Below are 17,948 nucleotides of genomic sequence, written 5' to 3' on the forward strand. Positions count from 1 at the left end.
TACTCGCTCCATCCCCCCGAGCCCGTCACTACACCCGTAAAGGGGTGGGTCACCATGCGCATGCCCAGAGCCATCGCGCTTCTCGCCTGTACCGCCGCGCTCGCGGCCACCACCGCCGCCTGCTCCGGCGCCACCAAGCCGCCCGTCTCCGCCGCCGGCGCGGACTTCGAGGTGACCCCGCTGTCGCCGCCCGCCCAGGGCCCGCTGGACTCCTTCACCTGGTCGCTGTACGCCGAGCCGTACACGCTCGACTACGCCCTCGCGTACGACTACCCGCCGAACACGGTGCTGGCCAACGTCTGCGAGCAGCTGCTGCGGGTCACCCCCGACCTGAAGACCGAGCCCGGCCTCGCCGTGAAGTGGGCGCAGCCCGACCCCCGCACCCTCGTCTACACCCTGCGCCCCGGGGTGAGGTTCCACGACGGCACCACCATGACCGCCGACGACGTGGTCGCCTCCCTGAAGCGCCAGATGGCCCCCGAGACCGGGTCCCCCTGGGGGTCCTCCTTCAAGAACGTCGACTCGATCGAGAAGACCGGCCCCCTGGAGGTGACGATCCGCCTCGGCAAGGCCGACGTCCTCTTCCACGAGCTGATGGCCGCCTCCCCCGGCACCGTCGTGAGCGCCGCCTCGCTCGCCCGGGCCGGCAAGGACTACGGCACCCCCAAGGGCAAGCTGAACTGCACCGGCCCCTTCGCCCTCGACACCTGGGCCCAGGGCGACAGCATCACGCTGAAGAAGCACGCCGCCTACTGGGACCCGAAGCTCCTGGCGAAGTCCGAGAAGGTGAAGTTCACCTTCGTCGAGGACGCGGCGGCCCGCTCCAACGCCTTCCTCTCCGGCAGCGCCGACGGCGGCTACATGGTCCCCTCGTCCTCCTTCGCCCAGCTGCGCTCCAGCGGCAAGGGCTCGCTGCTCTTCGGCCCCAACACCGCCGGGTCGAACCTCGCGGTCCTCGACTTCCACGGCGCGCTCGGCGATCTGAAGGTCCGCAAGGCCCTGTCGATGGCCCTCGACCGGAAGAACATCATCAAGGCCGCGGCCGGCGGCGTCGGCGTCCCCGCGAAGGCCCCCGCCGCACGCGGCGCCTGGGCACTGGCCCCGGAGAAGACCGCCGCGCTCTTCGACACGCTGCCCGAGCCCGCGTACGACGTGGAGGCGGCGAAGAAGCTCGTCCAGGAGGCCGGCGCGACCGGCCGGACCGTGACCCTCGCCACCAGCACGCTCGCGCCCGAGATCAGCGTCGTCGCCAACGCCGTCCAGGCCGCCGGCCGCCAGATCGGCCTCGACGTCCAGCTGAAGCCGGTCTCCCCCGACGCGTACAGCAGCATCTTCGTCGACCCGAACGCCCGCGCCGGCCTCGACCTCGTCATCACCAGCGGCTACGACAACACGCCGGACCCACTGGAGTTCTACCAGTACCTGCGCACCGGCGACTTCGGGAACTACGGCAACTGGACCGACGCGGAGTTCGACGTCGCCTTCGACCGGGCCAACTCCGAGCCCGACGCCGGCAAGCGCGCCGAACTGACCGCGAAGCTCCAGAGGATCGCGCTCGACGAGCTGCCCGTCATCCCCGTGTACGAGGCCCCCTTCTCGGTCTTCCTCGGCAAGCGGATCACCGGCGCCCCGACCGGCGTCGTCCAGCTGTACTACCCGTGGGCCGCGACGATCGGGGCCGCGAAGCGATGACGCGCTACCTCGTCGGACGGTTCCTCGGCCTGGTGGCGGTGCTGTTCGTGACCTCGCTCGTGGTCTTCGGCTCCGTCCACCTGGCCCCCGGCGACCCGGTGTCGTTCCTGCTGCACGGCCGCCCCGCGACCCCCGGGGCCGTGGCGGCCCTGCGGGCGGAGCACCACCTCGACGACCCGTTGGTCACGCAGTACCTGAAGTGGCTCGGCGGAGTGCTGAGCGGCGACTTCGGCCGCTCGGCGCAGTACCACCAGGACGTGTCCGCGCTCATCGGCTCCCGGCTGACCGGCACCGCCCTGCTCGTCGGCTACGCGGCCGTCCTGGTCGCCGTGCTCGGGTTGACGGCCGGCATCCTCGCCGCCCTGCGCCCCGGGCTCCCGGACCGGGCGGTGCTCATCGGCACCGGCGTCGCCACCGCCACGCCCTCGTTCGTGACGGCCATCGCGCTCGTGTCGCTGTTCTCCGTCCAGCTCGGCTGGTTCCCCGGGCCGGGCGGCGGCACGGCGGCCGGCCTCTCCGACCGGCTCTACCAGCTGACCCTGCCGGCCTTCGCCCTGGCACTGTCCTTCGCGGGACTCCTCGCCCGGGTGACCCGCTCCGCGATGCTCGACGAACTCGGCCGCGACCACGTCGAGGTGGCGCGGGCCCGGGGCGTCGCGGGCCCCGCGGTGGTCCGCAGGCACGTGCTGCGCAACGCGCTCGGCCCCGTCGTCACCGTCGGCGGCACGATGCTCGCCGGGCTCCTGATCAGCACGTCGATCGTGGAGACCGCGTTCGACGTGCCCGGGCTCGGCTCGCTGCTCGTGCAGTCGGTCACGGCGAAGGACTTCGCCGTCGTCCAGGCGATCACGCTGCTGAGCGTGGCGGCCTTCGTCCTCGTCAACCTCGTGGTCGACCTGCTCGCCCCGCTCATCGACCCCCGTCTCTCCCTCGGGGAAGGCTCCTCATGACCACCACCACCTCCGCGGTGCCGTACCGCAGGCCGGGGCTCCGGGCCCTGCGCCTGTTCGGCCAGGGACCGCTCTTCGCGGTCTCGGTCGCCGTGCTCGCCCTACTCGTCCTGGTCGCCCTGCTCGCGCCCGTCCTCGCCCCGTACGACCCGGAGGCGCTGGACCTGGCCGCGACCCTGGCGGGCACCACGGGCGACCACCTGCTGGGCACCGACCAGTCGGGGCGCGACGTCCTGTCCCGGCTGATCCACGGCGCCCGCACCGGGCTGCTCGGACCTCTGCTCGTCGTCGCCGTCTCCACCCTGCTGGGCACCCTCCTCGGAGTGGTGGCGGCCTGGCGGGGCGGTTGGGCGGACACGGTCCTGTCCCGGTCCATGGACCTCGTCTTCGCCATCCCCGGCCTGCTGCTCGCGATCCTGCTCGTGTCGGTCGTCGGCTCGGGCCTGACCGCCCCCGTGATCGCCATGTCCGTCGCCTACACCCCGTACGTGGGCCGTCTCGTGCGCGGCATCGCCCGGCAGGAGAAGGCCCGGCCGTACATCGAGGCGTACCGGGTGCAGGGCTGGTCCGGCTGGACCGTCTGCGTCCGCCACCTGCTGCCCAACATCGCGCCGACGGTGTTCGCCCAGTCGGCGATGAACTTCGGGTACGCGCTGATGGACCTGGCGGCGCTCTCCTTTCTCGGCTTCGGCGTGCAGCCGCCCGCCGCCGACTGGGGCGCCATGATCAACGAGGGGCAGGCGGCCGTCCTGCAGGGCGCGATGCTGCCCGCCCTCGCGCCCTCCGCGTGCATCGTGCTCGCCGTGGTGGCGTTCGGCATCGTCGGCGAGGGGCTCGCCGACCGGATCGCGAAGCGGGAACGGTGAACGGCATGCGCGCACAGACGGATGGGGCGCCGGTCCTGGAGATCGACGGGCTCGACGTCCGCCTCGCCGGCGACCGGGCGGCCCGGCCGATCCTCGACGGGGTGAGCCTGACGGTAGGGCCCGGGGAGACCGTCGGACTCGTCGGCGAGTCCGGCTCGGGCAAGTCCGTGGCCTGCCGCAGCGTCCTCGGGCTGCTGCCCACGGGCGCCCGTACCACCGGCAGGGTCCTGGTCTCCGGACGGGACGTCCTCACCATGAACCGCGCCGAACTCACCTCGCTGCGGGCCCGGCGGGTCTCCATGGTCTTCCAGGACCCCCGCGCCTCGGTCAACCCGCTGCGCCGCGTCGGCGACTTCCTCACCGAGGGACTGCGGGCGGCCGGAATCCCGGCCGCCCGGGCCGGCGCCCGCGCCGAGGAGCTCCTCGCCGCGGTCGGCATCCGCGATCCGCGGGGCGCCCTGCGCCGCCACTCGCACCAGTTCTCCGGCGGCATGCTCCAGCGGGTCGTCATCGCCGCCGCCCTCGCGAGCGAACCGGACCTGCTCGTCGCCGACGAGCCGACCACGGCCCTCGACGTCACCACCCAGGCCGAGATCATCTCGATCCTCGCCCGGCTGCGGGCCGAACGCGGCACCGGCATGCTGTTCGTCACCCACGACCTCGAACTGGCCGCGTCTGTCTGCGACCGCGTGTACGTGATGTACGCCGGACGGATCGTGGAGACCCGCTCCACCGACGAGCTGTTCGACCACCCGCGCCATCCGTACACGGCGGGCCTGCTCGCCTGCACCCCCGGCATCGCGCCCGGCTCTCCGGCGCCCCGGCCCATTCCGGGCCGCCCCGTCTCCCTGGCCGAGGCGCCGCCCGGCTGCGCCTTCGCCGCGCGCTGCGGCCACGCCGTGCCGCGGTGCCACGAGGAGACACCCCTCCTGGCCGCGGACGCCGTCGGGTACGCCGCCTGCCACCGCGCCGACGAAGGGATCACGCTGTGACCGTCTCGACCAAGGAGGGCCTGGTCGTCGAAGGGCTGCGCAAGCGGTACGGCGACCACACGGCGGTGGACGACGTCTCGTTCACCCTGGCACCCGGCTCCTCGCTCGCCATCGTCGGGGAGTCCGGCAGCGGCAAGACCACGACGGTGCGCATGCTGGTGGGTCTGGAACGCCCCGACGGCGGCACCGTCCGGCTCGACGGCCGGGACCGTTCGGCACAGCCCCGCGGCCGGGCCGAACGCCTCGCCCGCGCCCGGGAGATCCAGATGGTCTTCCAGGATCCGTACCTCTCGCTCGACCCCCGCGTGACGGTCTCCGGCTGCCTCGACGAGGTGCTGCGCCTCCACACCGCACTCGACGCCACCGACCGCCGCGCCCGCGTCACCGAACTCCTCGACCAGGTCGGACTCGGCACGCGCGAGGCCGGGGCCCTGCCGCGCGGGTTGTCCGGCGGCCAGCGCCAGCGGGTGGCGATCGCGCGCGCCCTGGCGGTCGAGCCGAGGGTCCTCGTCCTCGACGAGGCCGTCGCCGCCCTGGACGTGTCGATCCAGGCGCAGATCATCGAACTGCTCCGCGCGATTCGCGAGGAGTCCGGCGTCGGCTACCTCTTCGTCACGCACGACCTCGCCGTCGTCCGGCACATCGCGGACGAGGTCATGGTGCTCAAGTCGGGTGCCGTCGTCGAGTCCGGCCCCGCCGACCGGGTCCTCGGCGCCCCCGAGCACCCGTACACCCGGCTCCTCCTGGACTCCGTGCCCCGCCGCGCGCGGCGCCGGCCGGGACCGGGGGTGCCGGACGGCCGGCTGCCGGCCTGAGCGACCCTCCTGCGTGAGCGGGCCTCCTGTCGTGAGCGGGCCCCGGCCTCTCCCCACCGGTGGTGGCGGCGAGCGGCCGGGACCGCTCGCGCTCCCGGTGGCGCGGGCTCCGGGTCGCCGCCGACCGCCGCACCGGCCTCTTCCGTCCCCTGCTTCAGTTCCGCAGCCGTTCGATCGGCGGGCCGTCCGTCGCGCCCACGGCGGCCACGGGGCAGAAGCGCGCCTCCACCCCGTCCCAGCCGGGCAGTGGCGCGAGGGCGGGGTAGGTGGCCGCGCCGCAGCGCAGCCGCGGCGGGGGCGCGGCGAGCCAGTCCGCCGCGAGGAGGCCGCCGGTGGAGAAGAACCAGAGCGCGATCCGCTCGCCGTCGACCCGTGGGTCCGCGCGGACGAGTGCGACGGCCTCGGCGAGGTCCTCGGCCGCGCGCGCGGTCGGCGAGGCCGTGGAGGCGGTGGTCCAGCGCGGCGGCGGGAATCCCGTCGGTACCGCCCCAGCGCGGCCAGGAGGCGACGGCGGGCCGCCCGTTCTCGGGGAGGCCGGTGTCCAGGGCGACGATCCGGGCCACCCGTTCCGGGCGCCGGTCAGCGGCGCCGAACACGGGGTGCAGGCCGTAGTCGTGGCCCACGAGCACGACTTCGGGGGTGTCGAGCGCGTCGATCAGCCCCACCAAATCCTCGACGTGGCTCTCCAGGCCGGTTCCGGGCCCGGCCCGCCGGTCACCCGTCCCTGGACTCGGCGGAGCACCGGCCGGCGCCGCCGCTGCCGGACGGGGAGTGCCGGCCGGCCGTGCTGTACGAGGGGCTGGCCGAGGCGTACGCGCTGGCCGCCGCGGAGGAGCGGGCCGAAGGGGCGCCGCGGGACGGCGGGACGCCGCGAGCCGAAGGGACGCCGTGGGAGAGCGGGACGCCGCGGGACGGAGGCGCGCCGCGGGAGAGCGGGGCGCTGGACTGCTTCGTCTCGGCGTACGCGCACGCGAGCGGGGTGCCGGACACCCCCGCCTTCCGCCGCCGGCTCGTCGGTCTGCTCGCCCTGCACGACGGGCCGGTGATCGGCCGCCACTGGAAGCCGGTGGCCGGCCTGTTCGCCCCGGACGCACCGGTGCTCGGCGTCCTGCACCATCACCGGTCCGTCGCGCTGCGGGACCGGGTCCACGCGCGGACCCCCTGAGGTCTCCCACATGGTGGGCACCCGGCCGTCCACTTACTGGGCGCGGGACTGGCGGATCTCCTCACCCTCCCGGCGTCGCCGCAGGTCAGAGGCGTACATCGGAAGTGTCAGGTGGCGCAATACTGCCGCAACACCACGGGGGCCGGTCCCCCGCTACGTTCCGTCCCATGCCCGCCGAACCCGCCTCCGCCGCCCGTCCCGTCGCCGCCGCCCGCCGCAGGCGGCTGCGGGCCGACCGGGCGCGGCAGCTCGCCGACCTGCTGCGCCACCAGATCCTGGCGGGCGGCTTCCCCGGCGGCGTGCTCCCGCTGGAGGACGCCCTCGCCGCGGACCACCGGGCCAGCCGCAACACCGTGCGCCAGGCCCTCGACCTGCTGCGGGGCGAACGGCTGGTCGAACGGCGGGCGGGGGTGGGCACGGTCGTGGTCTGCGAGAAGTACCCGCACGGTCTGGACCGGCTCCAGGGGCTCGCGGAGACCCTGCGCGAACACGGGCGGGTCACCAACGAGGTCCGCACGGTCGGTCCGGTGACCGCGTCCGGCCCCGTGGCCCACCGGCTGGGCCTGCCCGAGTACACGGACGTGCTCTGCGTCGAGCGGCTGCGGCGGCTCGACGGCCTGCCGCTCTCCCTCGACCTGTCGTACCTGCCGATGGACATCGGCGGTGAACTCCTCGGCTGCGACCTGGAGAACACGGACGTGTTCCGGCTCCTGGAGGAGCTGACCGGCGGGCCGCTCGGGCACGCCGAGATCACGCTGGAGGCCGTCAACGCCGACGCGCACTCCGCCGCCGTGCTCCAGGCCCCGCGCGGCGCCGCGGTCCTGATGCTGGAGCGGCTGACCTGTCTGCCCGACGGGCGGCCGGTGGACCTGGAGTTCATCCGGTTCCGCGGCGACCGCATCACCATGAGCGGCCTTCTGCACCGCTCGCTGTAGACCCGCCCGACCTCCCCGTACCCCCTTCCTGGAGACAGCCATGCCTCTGGTCCCCCAGCGCGCCGACGTGCCCGTGACCATCGACGAGTCGAAGTGCATCGACGGCTGCACCCTCTGCGTCGACATGTGCCCGCTCGACTCGCTCGCGATCCGCGAGGACGACGGCAAGGCGTACATGCACGTCGACGAGTGCTGGTACTGCGGCCCCTGCGCGGCCCGCTGTCCCACCGGCGCGGTCACCGTCAACATGCCCTACCTGCTCCGGTGAAAGGCCTGATTCCCATGCGGTCACGAAGACTCGCCCTCGCACTCCCCCTCGCCCTGTTCCTCCCGCTCGCCACCGGCTGCGGCGGCGCCGCCGACGGCGCGTCGGGTCCGTCCGGCGCGAAGACGGTCACCGTGACCGTCGGCTACCAGTCCAAGACCATCAACACCGTCACCGCCGGCACCCTGCTGCGTTCCCTCGGCTACTTCGAGCAGGAACTCGCGGCGGCCGGGAAGAAGGACGGCCTGACCTACCGGGTGGTCTGGCAGGACTACGCGACCGGTGCCCCGATCACCGCGCAGATGACGGCCGGAAAGATCGACATCGGTTCGATGGGCGACTTCCCGCTGCTGATCAACGCGGCACGCGGAAAGCAGCTCAAGGAGCCCACCCGGCTCGTCGCGGTCACCGGGTACAACCTGCGGGGCGGCCTCAACACCGTGGTGACCGCGCCCGGTTCGCCGCTGAGGTCGCTCACGGACCTCAAGGGCCGCAAGGTCTCCACCAGCGTCGGTTCGGCGGCCGACGGCACCCTGGTCCGGGCCTTGCGCCGGGCCGGGCTCGACCCCGCGAAGGACATCGCCAAGCTCAACCAGCAGCCGAGCGTGGGCGCTTCGGCGCTCGCCTCGGGCAGCGTCGACGCACTGTCCCAGTTCGTCGCCTGGCCCGGGCTGCTCGCCTTCCAGGGCCGCGCGACCGCCCTGTACGACGGCGCCGAGCTGAACCTCCCGACCTTCCACGGGGTCACCGTCCGCGAGGGGTTCGCCCAGCGGCGACCCGGCGTCCTCGACGCCTTCCTGCGCGCCCAGCGGCGGGCCACGGACGAGCTGCGCGCCCGGCCGGTCGCCGCCGCGGAGTCGGTGGCGAAGGAGACCGGCCTGCCCGCGGAGGTGGTCTACCTCTACAACGGCGCCCAGGGCATCGCCACCTTCGACCCGGCGCTCCGCCCGGAACTGATCGCCGCTCTCAAGGAGGACGTGCCGGTCCTGAAGGAAGCCGGCCTGGTGAAGGACGTCGACGTCGACGCCTTCGTCGACACCGCGCCGCTGGGGCGCGCCGTGTCCGCTCCCGCCTACCCCACGGCGACACCGGCCAAGCCCGAACTGTGGCTCCGGGGCCAGGCGTCGACCCGCTCCTTCGAGAGTCCCGGCGCGCTCCTGAAGGCCGTCAGGGGCGCCGACGTGCGCGCCGCGTACGTGCCGGACGCCGTCACCGGGACGCTCTGGTTCGCGGACCGCGCGGTGTGGGTGGCGGACGGCGGCGCGTGGCGCGCCTTCGTGACCCGGGCGGCCGCCGAGCGGTACGTCTCCGGGCACGCGGGCTCGCGGATCGTCACGTACGCGGACGCGGTGAGGCTCGCCTCGTGAGCGACGTGAGCAAGGTGAGTGCCGTGAGCAAGGTGAGTGCCGTGAGCGCCGTGAACAAGGTGGGCGACGTGAGCGGCAGGGGCGGCAGGGGCGGTACGGGTCGCCCGAAGGGCGGGGGCCGCACGGGCGTGGGCCGTCGGCTGGTCCGGGTGGCCTCCCTGGTCGTGGCGCTCGGCCTGTGGCAGTTGCTGACGTCGCTCGACGTCCGGTGGTGGCTGCGGTTCGACCAGTTCCCGACCGTCGTCGAGGTGGCGTCCGCGTTCGCCGACCGGGTCGGCACGGAGGCGTACCGGCAGGACCTCGGCCACAGCCTGCGCCGGATCGCGGTCGGGTTCCTCCTCGCCGCGGTCCTCGGGGTGGCGGCCGGCACGGCCGTCGCCCGGTCCCGGTGGGCCGCGGACCTCCTGGGCCCGCTGGTGGAGGTGGTGCGGCCGGTGCCGGCCATCGCCCTGGTGCCGGTGGCGATCCTGCTGCTGCCCACCAACGAGCAGGGCATCGTCTTCATCACCTGCGCCGCCGCCCTGTTCCCCGTCCTCGTGTCGACCCGGCACGCGGTGCGGGCGCTCAGCCCGGTGTGGGAGGAGGCCGTGCTGACCATGGGGGGCGGCCGGGCCCGGGTGCTGTTCTCGGTGGTGCTGCCGGGTGCCCTGCCGGGCATCTTCGGCGGCCTGTCGGTCGGCATCGGCGTCTCGTGGATCTGTGTGATCTCGGCGGAGATGATCTCCGGCGAGTACGGGGTGGGTTACCGCACCTGGCAGGACTACACGGTCGTCGACTACCCGGGGGTCTTCGTCGGCATGGCCACCATCGGCGCCCTCGGCTGGCTCACCTCCACGGCCGTGGAGACCCTCGGCCGCCGGGTCACGGCCTGGCTGCCGCGCCCGGCCGACCGGATCCCGGCGGGTCCCGCCCGCACCACCGGTACCTCCCGATCCGCGGGGCCGGTCCCCGCGCCGGACACCGGCCTGAGCATCTCCTCCGCCCCTTCCGCCCCTGCCACTCCCGCCGCCTCTTCCTCTTCCTCCCCCGACGCCTCGGCGGTGTCCCTGCCCGAGAAGGAGCCGGTTCGATGAGCGCCGCGAGCCCGTCCGCCGAAGCCGCCGCGACCCCGGCGCCGTCCGAGACAGCACCGGCGCCGTCCGGCCCCGCCCCGGCCGTTCCCGCTCCGGGGCTCTCCGGCGCGGAACTCGCCCTCCACGAAGTGCGGCTCGGCCACCCCGGCGCGGCGGCCGTGTGGGGGCCCGCGGGCCTGCGGATCGCACCCGGTGAACTGGTCACCGTCGTCGGCCCGTCGGGCTGCGGCAAGACCACGCTGCTGCGCACGCTCGCCGGGCTGCTGCCGCCGCTGGAGGGGCGGGTCACGCAGGACGGGGAGCCGATCCGGCGGCCGGGCGCCGACCGGGCGCTCGTCTTCCAGCACGACGCCCTGCTGCCGTGGCGGTCGGTCCGCGCCAACGTCGAGCTGCCGCTGGCCATCCGCCGGGTGCCCCGGGCCGAGCGGCGGCGCGCGGCCCTGGACTGGCTGGAGCGGGTCGGGCTCGCCGAGCACGCGCCCAAGCTGCCGCACCAGCTGTCGGGCGGTCAGCGGCAGCGCGTCCAGTTGGCCCGCGCGCTGGCCGGCGGGCCCCGCGCCGTCCTGATGGACGAGCCGTTCGGGGCGCTCGACGCGCACACCAGGGCCGGGATGCAGGACCTCCTCGTGGAGATCCTGCGCGGTACGGGCGCGACCGTCGTCTTCGTCACGCACGACGTGGACGAGGCCGTCCACCTGGGCGACCGGGTCGTCCTGTTCGGGACCGGGGAGGTCCTCGACGTGCCGCGCCCGCGCGTGCGGGAGGCCCGGAACGAACCCGCCACGGCGGCCCTGCGCCGCCGCGTCCTCGACTCCCTCTGAGACCTCCGCCCCCGTCTCCGCTCCCCGCCGCGCTCCGGGCGATCCCCGCCCCGACGCCCGAGCGCCCTCGACCCTTCCGACCGCCTGCTGCGAAAGGCACTCCGTGGACACCCTCCTGACCGTCCCCGACCTCTCCGACGCGACCGAGCTCTCCTGTGACGTCCTCGTCGTCGGCGGCGGCACCGCCGGCACCATGGCCGCGCTGACCGCCGCCGAGCGAGGGGCGAACGTCCTGCTCCTGGAGAAGGCGCACGTCCGGCACTCCGGCGCGCTCGCCATGGGGATGGACGGCGTCAACAACGCGGTCGTGCCGGGCCGGGCCGAACCCGACGACTACGTCGCCGAGATCACCCGAGCCAACGACGGCCTCGTGGACCAGTCGACCGTCCGGCAGACGGCCACCCGCGGCTTCGCGATGGTCCGGCGCCTGGAGTCGTACGGGGTGAAGTTCGAGAAGGACGAGCACGGCGAGTACGCGGTCCGGCAGGTGCACCGCTCCGGTTCGTACGTCCTGCCCATGCCCGAGGGCAAGGACGTGAAGAAGGTCCTGTACCGGCAGTTGCGGCGCCGGGAGATGCGTGAGCGGATCCGCATCGAGAACCGGGTGATGCCGGTCCGCGTGCTCACCCACCCGGACGACGGCAGGGCCGTCGGCGTCGCCGGGTTCCACACCCGCACCGGGGAGTTCACGGTCGTCCGCGCGGGCGCGGTGATCCTGGCCACCGGGGCCTGCGGGCGGCTCGGACTGCCCGCCTCCGGCTACCTGTACGGCACGTACGAGAACCCGACGAACGCCGGCGACGGCTACGCGATGGCGTACCACGCGGGCGCCGCGCTCACCGGCATCGAGTGCTTCCAGATCAACCCGCTGATCAAGGACTACAACGGGCCCGCGTGCGCCTACGTCGCCAATCCCTTCGGGGGCTACCAGGTGAACCGGCACGGCGAGCGGTTCGTGGAGTCGGACTACTGGTCGGGGCAGATGATGGCCGAGTTCGCCGCCGAACTCGCCTCGGACCGGGGGCCCGTCTACCTCAAGCTGAGCCATCTGCCGGAGGAGACCGTCGACGCCGTCGAGTCCATCCTGCACACCACCGAGCGGCCCACCCGCGGCACCTTCCACGCGGGGCGCGGGCACGACTACCGCACCCACGACATCGAGATGCACATCTCCGAGATCGGCCTGTGCGGGGGCCACTCCGCCTCGGGGGTGCGGGTGGACTCCCACGCCCGGACCACCGTGCCCCGGCTCTACGCGGCCGGCGACCTGGCCTCCGTACCGCACAACTACATGATCGGCGCGTTCGTCTTCGGCGATCTGGCGGGCGAGGACGCGGCGCGGTACCGGGCGTACGAAGGCGAGTTGGACCAGCGGCAGCTGGCGGACGCGCACGAGCTCGTCTACCGGCCGCTGCGCCACCCCGACGGGCCGCCGCAGCCGCAGGTGGAGTTCAAACTGCGCCGGTTCGTCAACGACTACGTGTCGCCGCCCAAGACAGGGGCCAGGCTCTCCCTGGCCGTCGAGGCGTTCACCCGGATGTCGGGGGAGATCGAGGGGATGGGCGCGCGCACGGCGCACGAGCTGATGCGGTGCGCCGAGGTGTCGTTCATCCGGGACTGCGCCGAGATGGCCGCGCGGGCGTCGCTGGCCAGGACCGAGTCCCGGTGGGGGCTCTACCACGAGCGGCTCGACCATCCCGAGCGCGACGACAAGGACTGGCTCTACCACCTCGACCTGCGCAAGTCCCCGTCCGGTGCGATGGAGTTCACGGCGCGGCCGGTCGAGCCGTACGTGGTGCCCGTGCCGGAGTTCGCGCCGCCGGGCGGCCCGGAACGGCACATCGGCGAGGTGGCGCTCGTACCGGTCGCCACCGCCGGCCCGCGCGAGGTCGCCCCCTCGGCCCGTACGACGGCCGGCGCCCCGGACTCCTCCGGCGCGAACGCCGCCCCGCACCCGTCCGACGCGGACCCCACCGACCGGCAGGCGTCCGCCACGCACCCCGCCGGTGCTCACGCGACCGCCCCCGCCACGGGCGCGCCCTCGGACGACGCCCCGCACCCCCGTCTGCTGCGACTGCTCTCGCTCGTCGAGGACTCCCCCGACCTGGAGGCACTGGGTCCGTACCTGGACGACGCCGATCCCGCGGTACGGGCCGCCGCCGTCACCGCCCTCGGCGAGACCGCGCCGGCCGGGACCGGCCCGGCGCTCGCCGCACGGCTGCGGGACGAGTCGCCGAAGGTGCGTGGCGCGGCCTCGGCCGCGTTGCGCGAGCTGGTCGAGGTGCTGCCCGCCGATCCGGTGTTGGGGGCGGGCCTGCGGGAGGCCCTCGGCGTGCCCGACGCCGCGGTGCGTGCCGCCGCGCTCGACGTGCTGCGGGCGCTGGGGCTCGGTGACGCCGCGCTGTACGCGGCCGCGCTCGCCGACGACGCCGTCGACGTACGGGTGAGGGCGGTCCGGGCCCTGGTCGCGGTGGACGCCGTCGCGGAGCTCGCGGTGGCCGCGGGCGACCGGGCGCGCGAGGTCCGGGTCGCGGTGGCCCGCGGGCTCGCGGCCGTCCGGGATCCGGCGCCGGAACCGCTCGGCCCGCTGCTCGACGACGCCGACCCTCTGGTCAGGGGCGCCGCGCTGGCCGCCCTGGCCGACACCGGCTGCCCTCCGCGCCTCGCCGGGGTGGCGGAGGCGGCGCTCGCGGACACCGCCTGGCAGGTGCGGGCCGGCGCCGCGACGGCTCTGCGGGCCGCCCCGGGAGCCCTCGCCGTCCCCGGCCTCACCAAGGCACTCGCCGACCCGAACGCCGACGTCCGCAAGGCCGCCGTCCTCGCCCTCCTGGCCCACCGGGGCGACGCCGCGGCCCGTGCCGCGCTCGCCGGCGCGACCGGCGACTCCGATGCCGACGTCCGCGCCTACGCCGCCCGCGCGGCCGCCCCGGTCCCGAGCGGCACCGGCTGATCCGGGGCCCGCCGGTCCGACCCCGTGTCACCGGCCTGATCCGGGGCCCGCCGGTCCGACCCCATGTCACCGGTCCGATCCGGGTCCCGGCGTCCGGTCCTGTCCGTGCATCGACGCGCGGGGCGCGCCTGCCGCCCGGCGGCGGCCGAGTGGAGGCGGCCGAGTGGAGGCGGCCGAGTGGAGGCGCCGGGGCGGGGCAGCCGCACAAGAGGGCGGTTCGACACGGGCGCCCAGTGCCCGGGCGCACACGGGCGTCCGCCGCCCACCCCGGCATACGAGCCCACGGGTTCTGCGCACTCGGGCGGGTGGTGGAGGGCGGCATCCGGGTGAGCGGGCGCATACCCCGGGGCGAAGCCGGGAAGGGGCGCAGGCTGGATCTGGATTCAGGTCGCGGGACGCAGGACGACGAGGAGGTGGTGCCGGTGTCGGGGCCGACGACGACCGGGGAAGCGGTGGGAGCGCCGTGCTGGCTGAGCCTGAGCGCGCGTGATCTCAAGGCGGCGGAGCGCTTCTACGGGGCGGTGCTGGGCTGGACGTTCCGTCGGGGCGGCCTGGGCGAGGACTACTCGGTGGGCGAGCTCGGCGGGGTGCCGGTGGCCGGGATCGCGCCGGTGGCGGCCGAGCTGGCCGTCCCCGTGGCCTGGACGGCGTTCTTCTCGGTGACGGACGCCGACGACACGGTGGCCCGCATCCGGGAGCGCGGCGGCACCATCGGCGTGGGTCCCGTCGCCTACCCGCCCCGGGGGCGCGCGGCTCTCGCCACCGACCGCGAGGGCGCGGCCTTCGGGGTCTGGGAGGGCCGGACGGAGTCCCGTTGGCACATCGGCGAGCACACCGCACCGGCCTGGCTCGAACTCCACACCCGCGACGCCTTCGAGGCGGCCGTCTTCTACGGCGAGGTGTTCCGCTGGGCGGGCGGCGCCGGCGAGGCCGCGGGCGGTCTGGAGGTCTCGTACGAGCAGGACAAGGTGGTCCTGCGGCGTGACGGCGACGCCATCGCCCGTCTGAACAGCGGTCCGGTCGAGTCCGCCTCGCCCCGGCCCCAGCTGCGCCCGCGGTGGATCGTGTGCTTCCGCGTCCCCGACCCGGAGGCCGCCACGGCCGCCGTGGTGGCCCACGGCGGGTCCGTCGTTCCGGGCGGCGCGTGGGGCGGCGTGCGCGGCCACGACGACACCGACGGCCGGCGGGTGGTGGTGCGGGACCCGGACGGGGCGCTGTTCACCCTGGAGGCGGTGGAGGAACGGAAGGACTGACGGTGCGGAGTACGAGCCCGGGCGCGGGTACGGGTTCGGGTCCGTACCCGCGTCGGGGTCGAACCGCGGGCGCCGCCGGACACGGCGTCCGGGACCGGCCCGTACACCGTCGAGGTCAGGCCGCGTCCGCGCCGGAGGCGGCGGCCGGGACCGGGCCCGTACCACCGCCGAGGGTCAGGCCGCGGGCGCACCGGAGGCGGACCGAGGGGTCGTCTCCGGCACCGCGTCGGCCGTCTCCGCGGCGTCCGTGGCGGGGGCTCCGGCGGGGATGAGCGCGGCGACGAGGGCGGCCGCGAGGCCGACGCCGCAGCCGATCAGCATGGCGACGCGGAAACCGTCCTCGGAGGGCAGCGTGTGCCCGCCGAGCGTGGTGGTCAGCTGGGCGAGGACGACGCCGATGACGGCGGCGGAGGCGGAGGTGCCGATGGATCGCATCAGCGTGTTGAAGCTGTTGGCCGACGCGGTCTCCTCCTGCGGCACGGCGCCCATGATGAGCGCGGGCATGGCGCCGTAGGCCAGGCCGACACCGGTGTTGCAGATCAGCGTCACGACGAGCAGGCCCCAGGTGGTGTCCATCAGGGCGAGCGAGGAGCCGTATCCGGCGGAGATGACCAGGGCGCCGACGGAGAGCGTGACCTTGGGGCCGCGGGCGGCCGAGAGCTTGGCGCCGAGCGGGGCCAGGACCATCATCATCAGGCCCGCGGGGGCCATCCAGAGACCCATCGCCATCATCGACTGGCCGAGGCCGTAGCCGGTGGCCTCCGGCAGCTGGAACAGCTGCGGCACGACGAGGGACTGGGCGTACATGGCGAAGCCGACGAGGACCGAGGCCGCGTTCGTCATCAGGACGACGGGGCGGGCGGTGACCCGGAGGTCGACGAGCGGGTCGCGGGTGCGCAGTTCCCACGCGCCCCAGGCGAGCAGGACGACGACGGCGAGGGCGAAGAGGCCGAGGGTGGTGCCGCTGCCCCAGCCCCAGGTCGCGCCCTTGGAGACGGCGAGCAGCAGGGAGACGAGTCCGATGCCGAGGCCGAGCGCGCCGGGCGCGTCGAAGCGGCCCGGGGCGGGGTTGCGCCGGCCGGCGGGGGCGACGCGCCAGATGAGGGCGCCGACGAGGGCGCTGAGTCCGGCGGCGACCCAGAAGAGGACCTGCCAGCCGGCGTTCTCGGCGACGGCCGCGGCGAACGGCAGGCCGAGGGCTCCGCCGACGCCCATGGAGGCGCTCATCAGGGCGATGGACCCGCCGAGCCTCTCCGGCGGCAGGATGTCGCGCAGCAGGCTGATGCCGAGGGGGACGACACCCATGCCGAGGCCCTGGAGTCCGCGTCCGACGATCATCGGGACGACGGAGGCGGAAAGGGCGCAGACGATCGAGCCGGCGATCAGCGGGACCACCGAGACGAGCAGGACCCGCCGCTTGCCGAGGGTGTCGCCGAGCCGCCCGGCGACGGGGGTGGCGACGGCGCCCGCGAGCAGGGTCGCGGTGATCACCCACGAGGCGTCGGACGTGGTGGTGCCGAGCAGCCTGGGAAGGTCGCCGATGAGCGGGACCACCAGGGTCTGCATGAGTGCGGCCACGATGCCGGCGAGCGCGAGGACGCCGACGACGCCTCCGGGTCGGGCGTCGGGCTTGGAGCCGTCCACGGGTTCTCCCTCGGTCTTGCACGGTGGTTCCGCACACTTTCTTTGTGCATCATGCATATTCATGGCGCCATACACAAGTTGTGCATGATGCACATCGACGCACCTCGGGAGAGAATGCCCCCATGGACAAGCCCGTGGACAAGCCCACCCACCTGGTCGAGTTCGAGACCATGCTGCTCAGCCGGCACGCCCACCTGTACGCGCCCCGGTCCCGCGCCGGAGGCGGCAACCTCGACCGCAGCGCCTACGTCCTGCTGAGCCGCATCCGCATGCACGGACCCCTGTCCATCGGCCAGCTCACCGAGGCCTTCGGTCTCGACGCCTCCACCCTCAACCGCCAGACGGCCGCCATGCTCCGCGCCGGCGTCGTCGAACGCATCCCCGACCCGGACGGCGGCATCGCCCGCAAGTTCCGCATCACCGACGAGGGCGAACGCCGCCTGGAGGCCGACCGCACCGCCAACGTCGAGGGCCTCGACCGCGTCATGGAGCACTGGTCCCCCGAGGACGTCACCCTCTTCGCCACCCTCCTCGAACGCTTCAACCGCGACATCGAGCGCCTCGAAGGGCGCCCCTGGCCGCGCCCCTGACCGGGAGCGGAGGCCGTACACGACTCCGTCCGCCCCCACGACGACAGCGAGGGCGGGGACGGCGCCGCGCCCGCACGACGGGAGCACCCGCAGGCCGGAAAAGTCTCGACGCCGGGCGGGCCTCGATGACGGGCGGGCCTCGATGACGGGATGATCCGAATCCCGGAAGGCCCTCGACGACGGGAGGGGCCGTCAGGCCCCGCGTCGCATGGCGGCCTGGCGGTCCGTCGTCGCCAGGGCGGTGTCGAGGAGCGCCACGACGGCGAAGGCGACGGCCGCCGACGGCCGTTCGAGCGCGTGGAGGGCGAGGGCCGCCGCTCCGAAGACCGCGGCCTTGACGGCCAGGACTCCCGCGAGCGGCAAGCGGATCCGGGCCTTGGGGGCGGCGAAGAGACCCCAGACGACGGCGGCGAGGGCGGGCGCCGAGACGGCGAGGAACAGCCGGAGGGCCACGTTGCCCGCACTCTCCCAGCCCCACCAGGCCAGTACGGCCAGGGCCGCGAGCTCCAGCAGGAACGCCAGCCCTTCGTTGAACACGTGCAGCGGGCCGGGCAGCTTCATCGGGCACCT

At 74.6% G+C, this 17,948-nt stretch carries 16 protein-coding genes and 1 pseudogene; 14 read left to right on the plus strand and 3 right to left on the minus strand.

Annotated features, from left to right (window positions below; all coding sequences use genetic code 11):
* The first annotated feature begins 54 nt into the window (after positions 1–54).
* From AC067A_RS23920 to AC067A_RS23940, 5 genes are read left to right on the plus strand one after another with little or no spacing between them, the layout of a single operon-like run.
* Complete coding sequence (locus AC067A_RS23920; RefSeq protein ID WP_479244512.1) at positions 55–1,692, plus strand: ABC transporter substrate-binding protein; 1,638 nt, start codon at positions 55–57, stop codon at positions 1,690–1,692.
* Positions 1,689–2,642 carry an ABC transporter permease gene (locus AC067A_RS23925; protein ID WP_479244513.1) on the plus strand — a complete coding sequence of 318 codons (954 nt, stop codon included), beginning with the start codon at positions 1,689–1,691 and terminating at the stop codon, positions 2,640–2,642. The genes AC067A_RS23920 and AC067A_RS23925 overlap by 4 nt, the downstream gene beginning before the upstream one ends.
* On the plus strand, positions 2,639–3,508 hold the full coding sequence (locus AC067A_RS23930) for an ABC transporter permease (RefSeq protein WP_479244514.1): 870 nt from the start codon (positions 2,639–2,641) through the stop codon (positions 3,506–3,508). Before AC067A_RS23925 ends, AC067A_RS23930 begins: the two co-directional genes overlap by 4 nt.
* A 5-nt stretch (positions 3,509–3,513) precedes the next feature.
* A complete protein-coding gene (locus AC067A_RS23935) occupies positions 3,514–4,500 on the plus strand; it encodes an ABC transporter ATP-binding protein (protein ID WP_479244515.1) in 987 nt (328 codons plus the stop codon).
* Positions 4,497–5,315: an ABC transporter ATP-binding protein gene (locus tag AC067A_RS23940; protein ID WP_479244516.1), complete on the plus strand. Its 819-nt coding sequence runs from the start codon at positions 4,497–4,499 to the stop codon at positions 5,313–5,315. The genes AC067A_RS23935 and AC067A_RS23940 overlap by 4 nt, the downstream gene beginning before the upstream one ends.
* Positions 5,316–5,851: 536 nt before the next feature.
* Here the strand turns inward: AC067A_RS23940 and AC067A_RS23945 are convergent.
* Positions 5,852–5,980, minus strand: a pseudogene (locus tag AC067A_RS23945) (alpha/beta fold hydrolase); the annotation flags it as partial.
* Positions 5,981–6,099: 119 nt separating this feature from the next.
* Here AC067A_RS23945 and AC067A_RS23950 point away from each other — a divergent pair.
* The 8 genes from AC067A_RS23950 to AC067A_RS23985 all read left to right on the plus strand — a co-directional run bounded on the left by AC067A_RS23950 (position 6,100) and on the right by AC067A_RS23985 (position 15,144).
* The gene (locus tag AC067A_RS23950; protein WP_479244517.1) at positions 6,100–6,480 is read left to right on the plus strand and encodes a hypothetical protein; all 381 of its coding nucleotides are present in this window, start codon (positions 6,100–6,102) and stop codon (positions 6,478–6,480) included.
* A 167-nt stretch (positions 6,481–6,647) separates the two neighbouring features.
* Positions 6,648–7,415, plus strand: coding sequence for a GntR family transcriptional regulator (locus AC067A_RS23955; RefSeq protein WP_479244518.1), 768 nt, complete (start codon positions 6,648–6,650; stop codon positions 7,413–7,415).
* Positions 7,416–7,455: 40 nt separating this feature from the next.
* Complete coding sequence (locus AC067A_RS23960) at positions 7,456–7,683, plus strand: 4Fe-4S dicluster domain-containing protein (RefSeq protein WP_017236562.1); 228 nt, start codon at positions 7,456–7,458, stop codon at positions 7,681–7,683.
* A gap of 14 nt (positions 7,684–7,697) precedes the next feature.
* A complete protein-coding gene (locus tag AC067A_RS23965; protein WP_479244519.1) occupies positions 7,698–9,047 on the plus strand; it encodes an ABC transporter substrate-binding protein in 1,350 nt (449 codons plus the stop codon).
* 128 nt (positions 9,048–9,175) lie between these two features.
* Positions 9,176–10,120 (plus strand): ABC transporter permease, encoded by a 945-nt coding sequence (locus AC067A_RS23970; RefSeq protein WP_479244612.1) that lies wholly within the window; start codon positions 9,176–9,178, stop codon positions 10,118–10,120.
* On the plus strand, positions 10,117–10,941 hold the full coding sequence (locus AC067A_RS23975; protein WP_479244520.1) for an ABC transporter ATP-binding protein: 825 nt from the start codon (positions 10,117–10,119) through the stop codon (positions 10,939–10,941). The genes AC067A_RS23970 and AC067A_RS23975 overlap by 4 nt, the downstream gene beginning before the upstream one ends.
* A 103-nt stretch (positions 10,942–11,044) precedes the next feature.
* Positions 11,045–13,891, plus strand: a complete 2,847-nt coding sequence (locus AC067A_RS23980) for a fumarate reductase/succinate dehydrogenase flavoprotein subunit (protein WP_479244521.1) — start codon at positions 11,045–11,047, stop codon at positions 13,889–13,891.
* A 413-nt stretch (positions 13,892–14,304) separates the two neighbouring features.
* Entirely contained in the window at positions 14,305–15,144 is an 840-nt protein-coding gene (locus tag AC067A_RS23985; RefSeq protein WP_479244613.1) for a VOC family protein, read from the plus strand.
* Between the two features lie 174 nt (positions 15,145–15,318).
* On the opposite strand, the gene AC067A_RS23990 is transcribed toward AC067A_RS23985, so the two are convergent.
* The gene (locus tag AC067A_RS23990) at positions 15,319–16,788 is read right to left on the minus strand and encodes an MFS transporter (protein WP_479244522.1); all 1,470 of its coding nucleotides are present in this window, start codon (positions 16,786–16,788) and stop codon (positions 15,319–15,321) included.
* A gap of 122 nt (positions 16,789–16,910) precedes the next feature.
* On the opposite strand from AC067A_RS23990, the gene AC067A_RS23995 reads away from it, so the two are divergent.
* The gene (locus tag AC067A_RS23995) at positions 16,911–17,378 is read left to right on the plus strand and encodes a MarR family winged helix-turn-helix transcriptional regulator (RefSeq protein ID WP_479244523.1); all 468 of its coding nucleotides are present in this window, start codon (positions 16,911–16,913) and stop codon (positions 17,376–17,378) included.
* A 192-nt stretch (positions 17,379–17,570) separates the two neighbouring features.
* Here the strand turns inward: AC067A_RS23995 and AC067A_RS24000 are convergent, their stop codons facing one another.
* On the minus strand, positions 17,571–17,939 hold the full coding sequence (locus AC067A_RS24000) for a YrdB family protein (RefSeq protein ID WP_479244524.1): 369 nt from the start codon (positions 17,937–17,939) through the stop codon (positions 17,571–17,573).
* Positions 17,940–17,948 lie beyond the last annotated feature (9 nt).

This window comes from Streptomyces sp. NPDC043176 (assembly GCF_056436715.1).